This window comes from Bilophila sp. T19-St14 (assembly GCF_059728385.1).
In genome coordinates this window covers 242,525-259,244 of the sequence record NZ_BAAGFT010000001.1, presented here as the reverse complement: position 1 = coordinate 259,244, position 16,720 = coordinate 242,525, and the positions used below count along the sequence as shown (strand labels likewise).

Below are 16,720 nucleotides of genomic sequence, written 5' to 3'. Positions count from 1 at the left end.
GGCGTGCTCCCCTCCATCTGCCCTTACCAAGGGCCTCTGAACAATCCCGATACAATGCCGACAAAGGGAGAATCCTGTCTCCACATCCTTTCTTCCAGCAAAAAACGCCGGGGAAAATTCCCCGGCGTCCCTTATTGCCTTGGATGGGCCATGCCTAGGCCGTGTCGTCAATCAGATATAATCTACTGATATTATTAAACTATCTTTCAAGCCATAAAAAGATTATTTTAAATAATTTCAAGTAGTTATATACAAGATAATCACACAACCTAGAACAGCACTTCGCCCAACAGGATAGTCACAACCGCAATCGCTATCCACGACAACAAAATAATCAAGGGGGCCGTCTTCCAGATGCTTCCCGAATCAGACCACTCATTGCCGTGCAGGAGCGCGGCGCTGGCGCTGGCGGCGGGCGTCAGGAAAGCAAGGTGGACGCCCATGACGACCATGATGAGGGGCAGTTCGGGGGCCGCTTTCATGCTCGAACAGTAACTGAAGATGACGGGCATGAGGGCCACGCCGACGGCGCCGTTGTTCATGACCTGCGTGAGCACGGTGGCCACAAAGCCGATGAACAGCGCGAACACCACCGGGGAACTGCCGCCGAAAATCGGCTCGACGATCATCATAAGGAAGTTCGTAATCCCGCTCTCCTGCGCGGCCATGGCCCCGGAAAGCGGCTGCACCACGGCGAGCAGCAGGATGATGCCCCATGCGACGCCGGAATCGATCATGGCCTTGAACTTCAGCAAAGGCTTGCCGTCCACCTTGAGGAAGCACATCACGGTGACGAGGAACACGCAGATCCCCGTGTTGCCGATGGACTTCAGGAACCTGGAAATGAACAGGTCGGCGGGCAGGAAATTCGGAAGCAGCAACAGGGCGACCAGCGCGAAGAGGAAACAGAGGATGAGCTTCTGCACCTTGCTCAATTCAAGCGCGCCGTCGGTGTCCAGCTTGCTTGCGTCCAGCTTCTTGAGCTTTTCCATGTCCGGCTTGAACACGTACTTGCCGAGCGCAATGAACAGGAGCGAGCACAACACACAGGAACAGGCCGCGATGAGCATGTACTTGGCGTAGTCGATCCCCACGCCGGACATGGTCTCGTAGGCGCTGAACACGGTGAGGGCGGCCTGCTTGAAGGGGATCAGGGACATGCCCACCTGCGACGCGAAGACGATGCCGAACACCATCATGGTCGGATAGCCGTCCCCCTTCTTGTAGCCGCACACGTCACAGATCCCGTACAGGATGCTCCAGCCGATGATGGCGGCGGGCGAAGCGCTGGTCAATCCGCCGAGGATGAACATGGAGGCCAAAAACGTAAAGGTGAATACCCACGGCCTGCCCGCAACGAACTTCCGGGTGATGAACCACAAGGAGATGAAGCGCGACAGGCCGTAATGGTTGATGGTCGCACAGAACACGAAGATGAAGAACATCATCACAACAATGGGATCGCCGAAGCTGCGGTTGAGCAGCGCTACGGGCTTCATGCCGCCCACCAGCATGAGCGCAAGCAATCCGGCCATGCTCGGCCAGACGATGTCGATAAAGATCCAGCCGTACAGCAGGCCGAGGAAAATCCCGATCAGCCGCATGCCGAGCGCCGTCAACGGCTCGACAGGCGGCAGTTGACCAAAGCCGAACATGATCAACAGGCAAAGAAAAGAATGCACATAATACATGGCATCGCCTCTTGCCGTCATCTGAGCATTCGCGGACATGGCGTCATCCTTCTTTCGATTCGGTTACATTCGATTCTGAAGAAACGGAGGCGGGGAACCTCTCGGCATACCGGGTTCCTCATGGGGAGGGGCATCATCCCCGCTCGCCACGATTCCCCGGCACGCCTCAACATTTCCCGTAGGGCAGGGGCTTCCCCACAAGGAAAGCCCCGTGCCCTCACACCTGCATCCGCAACGGGAACGAAAAGCCGATGGCCCCGCAGGGGCAACTGGTACGGCAGTTGGCGCAATGCCAGCATTCGTCGCCAAAGGCCACTTCCGGGCGATCCCGATCCTCAAGATGCTTCAGCTCAAGCACATAGCCGGGGCAATCGTCCACGCAGGTCCCGCACCCCTTGCAGTGCCCGCAGTGCATACAGCGCGCGGCTTCGGCCTGCGCCTGTTCCGGCGTGTAGCCTTCGTTGATCTCCCGGAAGGACAGCCCTTCCCGGATGCCCTGACGCTGCGGCTCGGCCCGCCCGTACTGCGCCACCCCGTAGATTTCCTCAAAGGGCACCACATAAGGGGGCTGGGCCCCGGCGAGACGGTCACGCGCTTCGATCCGGCCTTCTTCATTGATGACGTAGACTCTGGAATTTTCCCCGGTCAGGTAGGCATGGACGCCGAAAGCGGCCCTGCGCCCCGCTCCGACGGCCCCGGCAATGGACGACGGCCCCGAAGCCACGTCGCCCGCGGCAAATACGCCCTCAAGCGACGTCTTCTGGGCGGCGTCCGCAACGATCCACTGGCGCGGGGTGCACTCAGGCACTTCATCCCCGAAGAAGCTGAGATCCGTCTTCATGCCCACGGCGAAAATCACGGTGTCGCAGGCAAGGGAATGTTCCCCGCCGGGAACCGGGATAAGCGACAAGCGTCCCTGTTCATCGAAACGGCATTCCTGCACGTCGAAATAGTCCACGCCGGAGACGCGGTCGCCGTCCATGCGGACGCCGGACATCGTACAGCTATTATGGATATGGACACCTTCGCGGCGGGCCTGTTCCAGATCCTCTTCCGGGGCGCGCATGGCGCCTTCCGCCTCAAGGCACAGCACATGCACATCGGCCGCGCCGAGGCGCCGGGCCGTGAACGCACAGTCGAAGGCCACCCCGCCGCCGCCCATGATCACGACCGTCCTGCCCACGTCGGGACGCTGGCCGAGCGCGGCCTTGCGCAGAAATTCCACCGCCTTGAGGCCGCATTCCGCGTTGGGTATGGGCAAGGCGTTCTCTTTGGGCGTGCCGGTGGCGACGACAACGGCATCCGAGGAAGCACGCAGTTCCGCGAAAGAAATGTCCTTGCCCACGGTGACGTTGACACAGGCGCGGACGCCCGTTTCCAGTATCCAGCCGATCTCACGATCCACCACGTCGCGGGGCAGGCGGAAATCCGGGACGGCGTAACGGGGAATCCCCCCAAGCACGGGGCCGGATTCGTACACGGTCACCTCATGCCCAAGCAGGGACAGGAAATAGGCCGCCGTCATCCCGGCGGGCCCGCCGCCCACCACGGCGACGCGCTTGCCCGTTTCCGGCGCACGGGTGAAAGGTTCGATGCCCTTGGGCGCGTGATCGTAGACGGCGCGTTCCAGCGCCCGCGTATTCACGCAGCCTTCCAGACGATCCCGGTTGCACTTCGCCTGACAGAAGTGGGGGCACACCCGCCCGGTCACGCCGGGGAACGGGTTTTTGGCGCGCAGGTAGCGCAGCGCTTCACCAAAGCGTCCCTTTTCCACAAGGGACTGCATCTTCTGGATCGGGTTTCCCGCAGGACAGGACGCCTCGCACGGCGAGGTGCGGAACTGATCCTTAAGGCTGTCGCCCATGACGATGGGCTGTTCGATTTCTCGGCTATATCTCGGGGGCATAGAAAACTCCTTGGCGCTCAGGGCGCATTCGACGACATCCGCGCATCGGCCTCCCCTCCGGGAGGAAACGCGCCATGAACCTTACAGAAGCGGGGCCTTGCCCCACTGATAGACCGGGCCATTCTCGCCGCGCGTCAGCAGGAGCGGCTTCGCCATATCGGGGTTGAGATCGGGGTAGTCGGTCAGGCGGTAGACGCAGCGCCCAGACTCCTTGCGCTCCATAGTGGCCTGAATAGCCAGCTCGCATACGGTGAGCACATCCTTCGCCTCGTGGCAGCGCATGAGATCGCGCAGCGTATCGGCGTGCAGGCGGGAAGCCTGATCGGACAGGAAGCGGATCTTCTCCAGCGCGCGGGCCATGCCGGTCATGGAGCGGCGGAATCCCATGTAATAATTCATGACGTTGCGGGCGGCCTCTTCCAGCTCCTTATAGGAAAGCGTCTCGTCGTTCCCCATCGGCGCAAAGATTGCCTCACGCACGCGGGCGGCCAGAGCCTCATCCACCTTGCCAGCCGCGGACATGCCGGACGCCTTCAAGGCAGCCTGCCTGCCCGCCTCGAACCCGCCGCACATCGCGCCGGAACAGTAGAGGAAGATGCTGCCGCAGAACAGGCCGGGCACGGAGGTTTCAAACTGGTCGTTCACCGCGATGGTGCCGCCGAAGATCAGCTCGCCGATTTCCACTTCGAGGAGCTTGTGCTGGAAGTCGGTGCCGGTGCATTCCGCCCAGTCGCCGAACGTGGCCTTGTCGCCGGGCATCAGGATGTCCTGCAGCTCGCGAACCACGGCTTCGTCCACATGCCGCATATCCATATAGAAAGGCGGGCCGGACCCTTCGAGCTGCTCTTGGAAAGTGCCCTGAATCTGGTTGTTGCGTACGCCGTTTTCCCACATGGGATCGTACTTGCCCATGAACCTCTCGCCGAGGGCGTTGATCTCGTGGGCGCCGGAACTGTTGATCCCGTTCATGCCCGGACAGCCGTAGCCCTTGGGCAGCATGGTCGCACGCTGGTAGGTATCCAGCTCCGTCACGGCGGCCCCGGCGTCGTAGCCGAGCACCACGCCCGCGCTGGTGTTGTAGGGATACATCCACACGTTGTACGGGTTGTGCGTGGAGTTGTCGGTGCCGCGCGTGGCGGAACGGCCCTGCGCCGAAACGACCGTCTTCGCGCGGATAATGTAGAATTCGCCGGTGCTCACGTTCCAGCCGAGCGCGCCGCAGGCCTTGCCGCCGTCCGTGAGGATCTTGACCGCCATCACGCGGTCGAGCACATCCGCCCCGCTCTCCCGGACGATCCGCGCCATCACGCGCTTGATGGTCATGCCGTTGGCGATGTGCACCCACCACGTCCCCGGCTGCCCAAAGCCCTGCGTGCGGAGGTAGCGGCCGTCCGGCGTCCTGCCGAATTTGACGCCCGCCGCCTCCAGCTTTTCAAGCATGGGCCTCATGTGGGCGTACCAGCCGTTGCGCAGCATGGCGGGGGTCCAGCCGTTCAAAGGCTTGGCGTAAAACTTGATCAAATCCTCGGCGGCATCGTGCGCGACGCCTTCCTCATCGAGGATCGCCATATAGTGGTCATTCCCGCCGCCGATGCAGCCGGAGCTTTCCAACTTGCCCTTGTCCATGAGGAGGACGCGCAACCCCTGCTCGCGCGCGCCGAGAGCCGCGCCGCAGCCGGACGCGCCGGAGCCGATGACGAGCACGTCCGTTTCGATGAGCGTACCGAGAGGATGAGTTGAGGTATTCATGGTTCCTTCCTGTTGTGAGGTTCGCTGCGGGGGCGGGCCGCGCCGAGGATCGGCGGCATCCCACGCCCCCTCTTGTGAAAAAAACATCATCAAAAACACTTGTATTGTCAAATCGAAAAAAAACATTTATCATTTGAAAAAATCATACAGTGAGGCCGCCATGATTGAAGAGCTGAACGGTGATTTTCTCCAATGGCTACGTGGTTTTTACTACGTTGCCCAGACAGGGAGCATCCGCCGGGCCGCCCAGATGATGAACAGGAACCCTTCGACCATCAGCTATCAGCTCCGGTCCTTGGAAGAGGAACTCAACACCGTCCTCTTTGATCGCTATAAAAAAAGCCTCCGGATCACTCCAGAGGGCAAAAAACTTTTTGAATGGACTGTTTACACGTTTGAAACATTGCGCGGGCTGCGCTCTGAGGTTGGGACGCTGAACGGAAAGCTGCAAGGGACTGTTACATTTTCCAGCAACTTGCCCTTTGCAGCACAAGTTGTCGGCATTGTCTCCGGGTTTCGGGAACGGCACCCCGACGTCAACATCCGCATCAGGCGCGCCCTGACCTACGAAGTGGTCGACGATGTGGAAAGCTCCAAGGTGGATTTTGGCCTCACCGGAGTTACGGTTCTTCCCGATCACAGCGAACTGGAAGAACTTTTTCAAGCGCGCCCCCTGCTCATCGTCCACCGGGACAACGCCTATCACCTTCCCAAGAAGCCGAAGCTCAGCGATTTGGAACGCCTGCCCTTCGTTTCGTTCCTCTCGGAACGAATGGACGACAGCGGCGATCCCTACTTTGAGAATATGGACGCAACCCTTTTCGTCAAAAACACCGTACTCAGCGTCAACAACTACCACCTGATGCTGCGTTACGTCCTCCACGGCGTAGGGGCGGCGATCATGGACGAAATGTGCCTCAAGGCCAGCTCCTACGGGACGGACTGGCGGCCTCTCGTCAGCTACCCGCTGGACGGCTTCCTCCCCACAGTCCGTTACGGCATCCTTGTCCGCAAACGCAAACACCTGAGCCCGCAGGCCAAAGGGCTTATTGAGAGTATCCGTGAAGAGTTGAGGAAAAAGAATCTGCCCTGAGCGTGCGGCTGTTGGAAGGAGGGGATTGGAGAGCAGGCGATCTCTTCTGAGGAAAAGGCGGAATATCCCGTTGTCCCCCAGCCCGCCCGCACAGCCCATTCCCCGCCCAGCGGTTTTTATAGGCTGTGTATAGAAAATGGTTGATGCTTTTTTCCTTGAAGTTCCAAAGGATTAACCGATAACATGCCTTAGCCGTGGATTCCGCCAAGGGGAAAACCGGAGAAAAAGGCCGTATTTTCACCGCATTGTGGAGATGAAACAACCACATACTCAACAGAACCTTTTTGCATCCCTAAAATGACGACACAGCCTAGGCCGTGTCGTCATTTTATATAACTATTTGAAATTATTAAAAACGATCTTTTTATGACTTGAAAAATAATTATATAATTTCAACAGATTATATTTAATTGACGACACGATCTAGAAAATCATCGAAAAGGTGAATGCCTCACCCCTTCCGTCTTTTCAGCCCCGCTGGCCCGCTGCAACTGCAACGCGGAACAAGCCTATGCGTCCCTGCCCAACCGACGGCAACACATGCCGTGAAGCCTCGGAACCGTATGACGGCGACCGCCAACGAAACCAGCCACAGACCCCATGCCCATCAAATCTGCATGGCGGCGAACGCCCCTAAAGGAATCCGAAGCACCCCGGTGGGTTCCCGCTGCGGAAGATTCCAGCCTGCCGTAGGCCCTCTTTTGTGGGTATTCCGCATCGTTACAGGGTGCCCGCCTGTTTGAGATGCCCCTCCCCCATCAAGGAAGCGCCTTCTCCCCGCTTGTCTCCGGCCCGCATCAACTGGCATACTTCCCTTTATGCTTCGGGGTTGCCACGCCCCCAAAGAGGAGGCCCTATGCCGTACATTATAGCCGTCGATCTCGGCGGCACCAATTGCCGTTTCGCCGGGTTCACCCTGGACAAGGGAAACCTCTCCCTGCACCGCATGGGCAAGCGCAAAACGGCGGAACTCCCGGACACGGGAGCCCTCATCAGCGCCTGCGGGACGGCCCTGGATCGGCATCCCCGCACCGCCGACGCGTTCGTCGTCGGCATGGCCGGCCCCGTCGCCGATCCGCTGAAAGCCCGGCTGACGAACGCGCCTCTGGAAGTGGATCTGACCGACGCCGAGGAACGGTACGGCATCCGTTCTTGCCGGATAATCAACGATTTCACGGCGGAAGCCTGCGCGTGCCTGACCGAAGCCGGTTCGAGCGCCCATTGCGTGCTCGGCGTTCCCTGCCCACGTCCCGGCGGGCCCATCGGCATCATCGGCGCAGGCACGGGGCTGGGCACAGCCTCGCTTGTCCGGGACAGCCACGGCTCATGGCTCCCCCTTCCAGCCGAGGGAGGGCATGTCATATTTCCTTTCATCGGCAAAGAGGAGGCGGCGTTTCGGGATTTCGCGGCGCAGGAGTCCGGGCTCGCCTGTTTGAGCGGCGATGATGTGCTGTCTGGGCGCGGGCTTCGCCTGCTCCACCTGTTTCTCACCGGAGAACGCCGGGAGGCTCACGAAATCGCCGCCGAAGCGCTCGGAAGCGAAACAGGAACATTGCACTGGTATGCCCGTTTCTACGCACGGGCCTGCCGGAACTGGGCGTTGTCCACACTTTGCACGGGCGGGCTGTTCATAACCGGCGGCATAGCCCTCCGCAATCCCCTCGTGACCGAGTGCGCCGCTTTCCGGGAAGGCTTTTATGAAGGCCCGCACCGGAGGCTGCTCGAACGCATCCCCGTACGCCGTTTCACCGACATGAACAGCGGGCTGTGGGGATCGGCATGGTTCGGGATGCGGATGACAGCATAGCGCGAAGCCAGCGGGTTATGGGGCGGTACTCTTTTTCGGCACAAAAAAGCTTTTTGAATATGCCCCCTCATGGGTCAGCAGTTTTATTTTTTTATCGATCCCACCGGCATAGCCTGTCAAACTTCCGTTGGCTCCGACGACACGGTGGCAAGGTATGATGATGGAAATAGCATTGTGCCCTACTGCGCCGCCTACCGCTTGCGCGGACATCCGTTCCCTATTGTGGAGCACGGCCATTTTTTGGGCCAGTTCCCCATAGGTTACGACTTCACCATAAGGAATCCGGCAAAGGGCTTCCCATACCGCCTTCCTGAATCCGCTTCCTGCCGGCTCAAGCCTCAATTCTCCTATGCGGGGTTTCTCGCCGGCAAAATACCGATCGAGCCACCCCTTGGCCTGAATGAACACCGGGAAATCGTCCTGTTCCCGGACTTCCCCCTTCAGGGTAGCCGCGAAATACTTCTGGCCTTCCATCCAGAGCCCGGTAAGGGCATCGCCTTTCGCCGCAAGCATGACCCGCCCCAAAGGCGTTGTGTGGTACGTTATGCGGTTCACCGCCCTCTCCTTTTCAGTAATCCCACTGGCATTTTTTCAAATCCACATGGCTGTCGTCCTTCATGACGACCTGTTCCGCTTCCAGCAAAAGGCGCTGTTCCAGCCATCCGGGCACAAGGCGCCCCGCATGGTTGACGACCCTGTGACACGGATAGTCACCATAGTATTCCGCCATGCTTAGAACCTTTCCCACCAGCCTGGAATTTTTGTCCCTGCCGATCAGCCGCGCAATCTGGCCATACGTGGCAACGCATCCTTCCGGTATTTCCTCAACAACAGAAAGTATTTCGTATATCAAATCCTTGTGTACCATACGGCACCCCACGGCATATTCCAGCACCGCACCCTTGACGGGAAAGACCGTTTTTCCTTAGCCCCTCCAATCTCCACCAGCCTGCGTTTGTTGTCCACGCCGACCGGATAATCGCGCAGGCCATAATCGCACGACGAGGGGCGTGGTTGTGGGGATGCCGTTTTCCCAAATGATCGCGTAGGCCATATCGCGCAGGATGCGCGGGAAAACGGCACTTCGAGCAAGTGCAGCTCATGTGCGGTACGGCAGGTAAAAACACCTTTCAGCGGGCTTTCCGGATCCGGGTGGCTCTCGTGGGCAATGCGGCGGATCATTGTCAGGATACCCTGCCGTCCCCATTTCATGTAACGGACAGCAGGCATAAATCCACCCGCCGATTTCTGATCCGCTATTATGGCTACTGGCCCTTCGACGCCTTTCCCCAGCCCCTCACTCTATCCCGTTTGCCCCACATACAAACGGGATAGGGGTTGGGGCAAACAGACACCGGGAAGATGCCGTATCGTTTGCTCCGTATAAGCGGAAAAGATGAAAAAGAAACGCCTCTAAACGATGGTATAGCCGCCGTCAGCCATCCACAATGCTCCCGTGACGAAGCTGGCTTCATCACTGGCAAGGAAGGCGATCACCGAGGCGATTTCCTCCGGCTTGCCGAAACGCTTGAGCGGCTGCAGGGCGAGGAAGCCCGCCATACCTTTGGCCTCGTCGCCGGTATCCTTTGCGCCGTCGTGCAGTCCGGGGGTTTCCGTAGTTCCGGGGCCGACGGCATTGACGCGGATATTGTGCGGCATCAGGGAAATCGCCGCCGCCCGTGTGAACGAGGCCACCCCGCCCTTGGAGGCATGGTACGCGGCGTATCCCGGAGAGCCCACCACGGCGAAGGTCGAACAGACGTTGACGATGGCCCCGCCCGTCTTCTGGGCAATGAAGACGTTCGCCGCCCCTTTTGTGAACAGGAACATACTGGTCAGGTTCGTATTCAGTACGGCGTTGAATTCTTCAGCCGTCGTTTCCAAAAGCGTCTTGTTGAGCTGCCATCCGGCATTGTTCACCACGATGTCCAGCTTCCCGTATGTACGGGCCGCCGTGTCCAACACCGCCTGCACATCGGCCTCGTTCCCCACGTCGCACAGACAGAATACGGCTTCCCCTCCCTCTTTGACGATGGCCTTTGCAGTCTCATGCCCGTTGGCTTCATCCTTGTCGGCCAAGACGATCTGAGCGCCTTCGGCGGCGAAACGGCGGGCAGCCGCAGCGCCGATGCCTTTGGCCGCTCCAGTGATGATGGCTGTTTTTCCTTGCAGTTTCATAGTCCTTCTCACTGTGTTTTGCTGTATTCGGAAAATTTCTTTCCTTATACGCCTTCGGGCATCCCTGACAAGCGCGGCTCCAGCACGAAAATCCTCAAGCCCCTCCCGCAGGACTCTCCAGCCCTGCCGAGCAGTATTTATGTCATTTATGCTAGGCTCTGTTATAGCATGTGGTTGTTTCATCTCCACAGCACGGTGAAAATACAGCCTTTTTCTCCAGTTTTCCCCTTGGCTGAATCCTTAGCTAAGGCATTTTGCCGGTTATTCCTTTGGAACTTCAAGGGAAAAAGCATCCGCCATTTTCTAGGTCGTGTCGTCTTATATGTAAGTATTTGAAATTAATTAAAAACAATCTTTTACAACTTAAAAATAGTTAACTCATTTCAATAGATTAAATCTGATTCACGACACAACCTAAGACACAGCCTTATTTATTATGACATCATGCGGAAGAATTCCTTATGGAAAATCCGCAACGGCGGCACGGGATTGATGCAGCTTGACCGCTTTTGAAGGCCCCACTGTCCAGGATAAAAAGGCCAGTGGGAACACCCGATCATCTCAAGGGATAGGGCTTTGCGGCAAGGTGCGCAAAGGCCCCCGGCTCCTTTGCCGCTGCGGTTCAAGCACGCTGTATCGCACTTGGGCTTGAAATTTGGCTGTGTTATAGAAAATGGTTGATGTTTTTTCCTTGAAGTTCCAAAGGGATAACCGGAAAAATGCCTTAGCCGTGGATCCCGCTAAGGGGAAAACAGGAGAAAAAAGCTGTATTTTCACCGTACTGTGGAGATGAAACAACCACAAACTATAACAGAGCCTAAAATTTTAGAATAGGTTTACAGATTAGGCCATGTCGTCAATTTAATGTAATATATTGAAAATATTTAACTATTTTAAGTCATAAAAATTATTTTCAATAAGTTAAATAGTTATATGTAAAATAACGACACGGCCTAGGCTCTGTCATAAGATATACTCGTTCCATCCCCCACAGCACCGTGAAAGGAGAGAATTTTATCCATTTTTCCGTTGACGGCTTCATAACAGAAGCATGTTGTTGGTTTTATTCCTTTGGGACTTCAAAAAAACTACGTCATAGGAAACAGTTGATGCTTTATTTCCTAAAACTCCAAAGAAATAACTCATAAAATGCCCCAATCATGGAGTCCATCAGCGAAAAAAATCTGATAAAAAGTCTATATTTTTTATTATATTGAGAAAATAAAACAACCACGCTCTATGGCAGAGCCCCAAAAGCATCTGCCATTTCCTACGGCACAGCCATGCACTATCTGGATGGAGCTTTTCCAATAGAAAACGGATTGGCAAAATGGGCAATCCCACCAAGGCTAGGGCCTCCTTATCTTCCTATGGCAAAACAGCTTTTCCGATATATTGCCGTACAAACGTCACCCAATCGCCGACGGAACCTCATCGCCGGCCCTTGCGCGGATCGCCCGGCTGGATTAAGCAGCAAAAAAGATTGGCTGTGTCCCAGAAAATGGTTGATGCTTTTTTCTTTGAAATTCCAAGGGAATAACCAGAAAAACGCCTCAACTATGGATTCAGCCAAAGGGAAAACTGGAGAAAAAGGCTGTCTTTTCACCGTGCTGTGGAGATGAAACAACCACACACTATGACAGAGCCAAAAGATTCAGCCCGGATAGACCGGGCGTCAGGAGAAAAACAATATGGGTAAGATTCTCGTCACCGGAGGAACCGGCTATCTCGGCACGCACATGCTTGTGGAACTCGTCAAGCAGGGCTACGAGCCCCTGTGCGTGGACAACCTCCACAACAGCAATCCGTCCGTCCTCCTCGCCGTAAAGGAAATCTGCGGCAAAGAAATCCCGTTCATCAAGGCCGACGCGGGCGACGTCGCCGCCATGCGCGCCTTGTTCGCCGAACACCGGATCGACGCGGTCATCCACTTCGCAGGGCATAAGGCCGTAGGCGAATCCGTGGCGCACCCGCTCATGTACTACCGCAACAACTACGACTCCGCGCTGACTATCCTTGAAATGTGCCTCAAGCACGGCAGCGCCCTCGTTTTCAGCTCGTCCGCCACGGTGTACGGCGTGCCCCACTTCCTCCCCCTCACCGAAGACCATCCCCTCAGTGCGGTCAATCCCTACGGCCGCACCAAGCTGTACATCGAAGAGACGATCCGCGATGTGGCACTGGCGCATCCCGAATTCAACGTCTCCATCCTGCGCTACTTCAACCCGGTCGGCGCGCATGAGTCCGGGCTCATCGGCGAAAACCCCAACGGCATCCCCAACAATCTTATGCCGTTCGTCTGCCAGACGGCGGCGGGCATCCGCAAGGAATTGCAGGTGTTCGGCGACGACTACGACACGCCCGACGGCACGGGCGTGCGCGACTACATCCATGTGACCGATCTCATCTCCGGGCACATCGCCGCGCTGAAAAAGCTGGAAACGAAGCCCGGCTGCATCATCCACAACCTCGGCACGGGCAACGGAACCAGCGTCCTTGAGATGGTTCGCCGCTTTGAGGCCGTCAACGGTGTGAGCGTACCCTACCGCATCGTTGCCAGACGCCCCGGCGACGTGGCGAGCTGCTATGCCGATCCGTCCAAGGCGTTTGAGGAACTGGGCTGGAAAGCCGTGAAAAACCTCGACGACATGGTACGCGACAGTTGGCTGTGGCAGTTGAAGGGCGCGAAGAACTAAACCGGATGCGATCGAGCCGACGTAAGGAGGGGATTCCCATGCAGTGCCATTTCCACAATCCCGTCAGTATCCATTCCGGCCCCGGCATGCGCCGCCGGATCGGGGCGCTGGCCGCGAAATACGGGAAAAAGGCGCTTATCGTCACCACCGGCAGCGCACACTCCCGGTCGCTCGCCGAAGAAGCGGGCGCTTCGCTGGAAGCCGCCGGGCTCGGCTGGGCGCACTACAGCGGCATCCGTCCCAACCCGCTGGGCTCGATGGCGGCCGAGGGCGCTCAGGCGGCCCGCGTCAACGGGTGCGACATGGTCATCGGGATCGGCGGCGGCAGCGTCATGGACGCAAGCAAGGGCATCGCCTTTGCCTATTACAACGACGCGCCGATCTTCGACTACATCTACGGGCGCAGACAGGGCGGGCAGGCCCTGCCCATCCTGCTCATCGCCACCACGGCGGGGACGGGCAGCGAAGGCAACTGGACCGCCGTGTTCACCGACACGGATCATGTAAAAAAGGGATTCGCCCTGCCCGCCTTATACCCCAGGGAAAGCATCGTCGATCCGGAGCTCATGACCACGCTCTCCAGCCGGGGCATTGCGGGGCCCGGCTTCGACGCGCTGGCCCACGCCATCGAATCGTTCCTCTCCGTCCGCGCCAACCCGTTCAGCAAGCTGTATTCGCGTCAGGCAATCCTCTGGCTGCATGAAGGCCTGCCCAAGGTACAGGCCAACCCCTCCGATCTCGAAACGTGGGAACGGGTGGCGCTGGGAAGCACGTTCGCGGGCATCGCCATCGGCAGCGCGGGCTGCACCGCCCCGCACGGCATCGAACACCCGATCAGCGGCCTGCTCAACGTCGCGCACGGCGAAGGGCTTGCCGCCATTTATCCGGAATACATGCGGTTCATGCGGCCCCACGCACAGGCGGATTTTGCCGAGCTCGCCCGGCTTCTGGGCGCGGAAACCTCCGGCCTTACGGAGGAGGAAGCCTCCCTACGCGCCGTCGAACAGGTGGATGCTCTTCTGAAAACGCTGGGGATCGCCTTCACCCTGTCCGACCTCGGCGTGCAGGAAAGCCAGCTCGACTGGCTGGCCCGGACTGCGCTGGACAGTATGCCCGCCGTATTCGCCAACAATCCCGCATCGATGACTTTCGACGACGTCAAGGCCATTCTGGAACGCCGCCTGTAAATCCTCAGCTTCACACAAACGGGCGGCCCTGAAATCCGAAGATCTCAGGGCCGCTCGTATATCCGGTCTTCACCGGAGCACCTCGCCCGTCAGGGCAAAGAAGGTGCGGAGGACGGGCCGCCTTTGCCTCTCCCCCGTTTCCAACTTACGAAAAGTCTTTCCACACCTGTACGCCGGTATAGCATTCCACGGCGACAAGGATGATCAAAAGGACATTGATGGCCCCGTGGATGAGGGGCAGGATCTTCCGCTTTTTCTTGTAGCGGTTCATGATGTACCCGGTGATCAGCCCAAGGACGGCCAGCCCGATGATCGGCCACGCCAGTTCGGCGTGCAGTCCGGTAATGTGCGTGCTGCCGAACAAATCCAGCGTCACATAAAAACCGAGCGCCCCGAGAATCCACAAAACGAGGGCCACTGTCCCAAGCCTTACATGCTGCTTCCACGGGAAAAGCGTCTTCTTGCCGAGCAGCATCGCCACCCGTTTCAGCCCCTGCCACATGGCCCATACTCCGAGAACGGCGGCGCATACCTGCATCAACGGATGCACCCACAGCAAAACCTCACTCATGCTTCCTCCTCTTTGCACCGCCTTCTTAGGGGAAGCCGGTAGTTAGTAATAGTTACTGACAGCGAATTTTTAGAGCATTTCGCGTTGGGAAGCAAGCTTTTTCTGAACCAGTGCATCAAACAGGCAGGCCGCACCTGCCTGGCAACGTGCCCAAGCAGCCCATAAAAAAGCCCTCCCGATCAGCCGACCGGGAGGACGAAAGAAGCTGGCGGAAGCCTTATTCGTACATGGGCAAGTACTGCAGCACGAAAAGGATATGGCACACGGCGGTAATACAGCCGTATATGAGCAGCACATAAATGGTCAAAGAGCCGCCCGGAGCGCTATAGGCCGCCGCCGGGAACTTCTTGCGGCTGGCCCACAGCATGAGGGCCGGGACGATGACCGACCAGATGGTTGCGGCGAGGCCCGCCCAGCCGATGGCCGCGAGGAAGCCGTCCGGCTTGATGAGCCCGCCGAGCAAGGGCGGCAGGAACGTCACGAGAGTCGTTTTGGCCCTGCCCATAACGGAGTCATCGAACTTGCACAAGTCGGCCATATAGTCGAAAAGGCCGAGCCCCGCGCCGAGGAACGAAGTCGCCACCGCGAAGAAGGAAAACGCCTCCAGCATACGGAGGATGAAGCTGCTGTCGATGCCGGAACCGGCGGCACGGATGAGATCCCCGACATTGCCGCCCGCGGCGATGACGGACTTAAACTGCTCGCGGGAGATGATCCCATCGGCGGCCACAATCCACGCGACATAACAGAGCAAGGCAATCAGCGTGCCGTAGCGCAGGCACTTATTGATATCGGTCGGCCTCTTGCCGAAATACTTGACAAGGCTGGGTACGGAGGCATGGAAACAAAACGAGGTAAGGTAGGTGGAAAGCGCACACCAAATGAAGATGGCCGCCCCGCCGCCGGATCCGTTTTCACCCAGATCAAGCAGCACGGGCAAACGGATCTGCGACAGCATACCGGTCATGGACAGGATGAAGGTCAACACCATGCCGCCCATCAGGATGACCGAAAGCCGATCCACAAACCGGGTGCTCCACCAAACGCAGGCCATGAGGATCAGCGAGAAAAACAGGCTTGAGCTCATCATGCCGGGATCGCTGCCCGTCACCGCCATAATGGTCTGCTGCACGGTGGACCCGCCGCCGCTCACATAGGCATACACCAGAATATACAGGACGAAGGCCACGGCAAGCCCGTTGATCGTGCTCCAGACGGGGCCAAGCGTATCCTGAACGAGCGTGTGGAAGCTGCTGCCCGGCTCGTAATGCAGGTTCACTTCCAGAATGGCCTGGCTCGCGCGCAGCATCAACAGCCACGTCAGGGCCATCAGCAGCAAAGACCAATAAATCCACATGCCCGCCGAAATCATCGGCAGCGCCAGCATCCCGGCACCGATAGCCGTCCCGGCGATGATCATCGTGCCGCCCAAAACATTGCCTTGAAAACCCATGCCTTCTCCCATTTGTTCCTGCATCACGGCAGGTTTTGGGGTGAAATCTCTCCGGCGGTATCGATCCATGCCGCACGGCCTGCTTTCCCCTGTGGGGCATCCCGGTTACAAAAACGATAGAGGGGAGCGAGTATCCTCTAAAACAGGCGGCAGGTCTATATGCACAATGGGCCCGCCGTCCGCCAAAGCTGGCGGGACGCTTCCAACCATGCGCCGCCACAACACTTGCCAAGCAAAAAAACATTTACCCCACAGTACGGAATTCGCCACCCCTCGCCCAAAGCACATAAAAAACAGCCGCCCCATCCGGCGTTCCCCCGTATCGTTATGGCTTCCGCACACGGGAAAAAAGGGACATCAACGACGATGGCCTTGTTGCCGTGGAAGGT

General features: G+C 58.1%; 14 protein-coding genes. 5 read left to right on the top strand and 9 right to left on the bottom strand.

The window, feature by feature from the left end:
- Positions 1 to 269 precede the first annotated feature (269 nt).
- The 3 genes from AC6I1V_RS01085 to AC6I1V_RS01075 all read right to left on the bottom strand — a co-directional run bounded on the left by AC6I1V_RS01085 (position 270) and on the right by AC6I1V_RS01075 (position 5,346).
- Complete coding sequence (locus AC6I1V_RS01085) at positions 270 to 1,730, bottom strand: SLC13 family permease (protein WP_302552880.1); 1,461 nt, start codon at positions 1,728 to 1,730, stop codon at positions 270 to 272.
- A gap of 178 nt (positions 1,731 to 1,908) precedes the next feature.
- Positions 1,909 to 3,597, bottom strand: coding sequence for an FAD-dependent oxidoreductase (locus AC6I1V_RS01080; protein ID WP_302552881.1), 1,689 nt, complete (start codon positions 3,595 to 3,597; stop codon positions 1,909 to 1,911).
- 81 nt (positions 3,598 to 3,678) lie between these two features.
- Positions 3,679 to 5,346: an FAD-binding protein gene (locus AC6I1V_RS01075; RefSeq protein WP_479858890.1), complete on the bottom strand. Its 1,668-nt coding sequence runs from the start codon at positions 5,344 to 5,346 to the stop codon at positions 3,679 to 3,681.
- Positions 5,347 to 5,506: 160 nt separating this feature from the next.
- Here AC6I1V_RS01075 and AC6I1V_RS01070 point away from each other — a divergent pair, with 160 nt between their 5' ends.
- The gene (locus AC6I1V_RS01070; protein WP_479858889.1) at positions 5,507 to 6,439 is read left to right on the top strand and encodes a LysR family transcriptional regulator; all 933 of its coding nucleotides are present in this window, start codon (positions 5,507 to 5,509) and stop codon (positions 6,437 to 6,439) included.
- Between the two features lie 856 nt (positions 6,440 to 7,295).
- Entirely contained in the window at positions 7,296 to 8,246 is a 951-nt protein-coding gene (locus AC6I1V_RS01065) for a glucokinase (protein ID WP_486853792.1), read from the top strand.
- Between the two features lie 15 nt (positions 8,247 to 8,261).
- Here the strand turns inward: AC6I1V_RS01065 and AC6I1V_RS01060 are convergent, their stop codons facing one another.
- The 4 genes from AC6I1V_RS01060 to AC6I1V_RS01045 form a co-directional block, all read right to left on the bottom strand.
- Entirely contained in the window at positions 8,262 to 8,801 is a 540-nt protein-coding gene (locus tag AC6I1V_RS01060) for a methylated-DNA--[protein]-cysteine S-methyltransferase (RefSeq protein ID WP_302552885.1), read from the bottom strand.
- A 13-nt stretch (positions 8,802 to 8,814) separates the two neighbouring features.
- On the bottom strand, positions 8,815 to 9,114 hold the full coding sequence (locus tag AC6I1V_RS01055; RefSeq protein ID WP_302552887.1) for an MGMT family protein: 300 nt from the start codon (positions 9,112 to 9,114) through the stop codon (positions 8,815 to 8,817).
- Complete coding sequence (locus AC6I1V_RS01050) at positions 9,096 to 9,476, bottom strand: hypothetical protein (protein WP_497737106.1); 381 nt, start codon at positions 9,474 to 9,476, stop codon at positions 9,096 to 9,098. Before AC6I1V_RS01050 ends, AC6I1V_RS01055 begins: the two co-directional genes overlap by 19 nt.
- Positions 9,477 to 9,659: 183 nt before the next feature.
- Positions 9,660 to 10,424, bottom strand: coding sequence for an SDR family NAD(P)-dependent oxidoreductase (locus AC6I1V_RS01045; RefSeq protein WP_486853793.1), 765 nt, complete (start codon positions 10,422 to 10,424; stop codon positions 9,660 to 9,662).
- A 1,283-nt stretch (positions 10,425 to 11,707) separates the two neighbouring features.
- Between AC6I1V_RS01045 and AC6I1V_RS01040 the strand changes: the two genes are divergently transcribed.
- The 3 genes from AC6I1V_RS01040 to AC6I1V_RS01030 all read left to right on the top strand — a co-directional run bounded on the left by AC6I1V_RS01040 (position 11,708) and on the right by AC6I1V_RS01030 (position 14,307).
- Positions 11,708 to 12,046, top strand: a complete 339-nt coding sequence (locus AC6I1V_RS01040; protein WP_486853794.1) for a hypothetical protein — start codon at positions 11,708 to 11,710, stop codon at positions 12,044 to 12,046.
- A 69-nt stretch (positions 12,047 to 12,115) separates the two neighbouring features.
- On the top strand, positions 12,116 to 13,120 hold the full coding sequence (gene galE / locus AC6I1V_RS01035; RefSeq protein WP_482330679.1) for a UDP-glucose 4-epimerase GalE: 1,005 nt from the start codon (positions 12,116 to 12,118) through the stop codon (positions 13,118 to 13,120).
- A 38-nt stretch (positions 13,121 to 13,158) separates the two neighbouring features.
- Positions 13,159 to 14,307, top strand: coding sequence for an iron-containing alcohol dehydrogenase (locus tag AC6I1V_RS01030; protein WP_483971717.1), 1,149 nt, complete (start codon positions 13,159 to 13,161; stop codon positions 14,305 to 14,307).
- A gap of 145 nt (positions 14,308 to 14,452) precedes the next feature.
- On the opposite strand, the gene AC6I1V_RS01025 is transcribed toward AC6I1V_RS01030, so the two are convergent.
- Positions 14,453 to 14,878: a hypothetical protein gene (locus tag AC6I1V_RS01025; protein WP_302553101.1), complete on the bottom strand. Its 426-nt coding sequence runs from the start codon at positions 14,876 to 14,878 to the stop codon at positions 14,453 to 14,455.
- Positions 14,879 to 15,095: 217 nt separating this feature from the next.
- Entirely contained in the window at positions 15,096 to 16,331 is a 1,236-nt protein-coding gene (locus AC6I1V_RS01020; protein WP_486853795.1) for an aromatic amino acid transporter, read from the bottom strand.
- Positions 16,332 to 16,720: the final 389 nt, after the last annotated feature.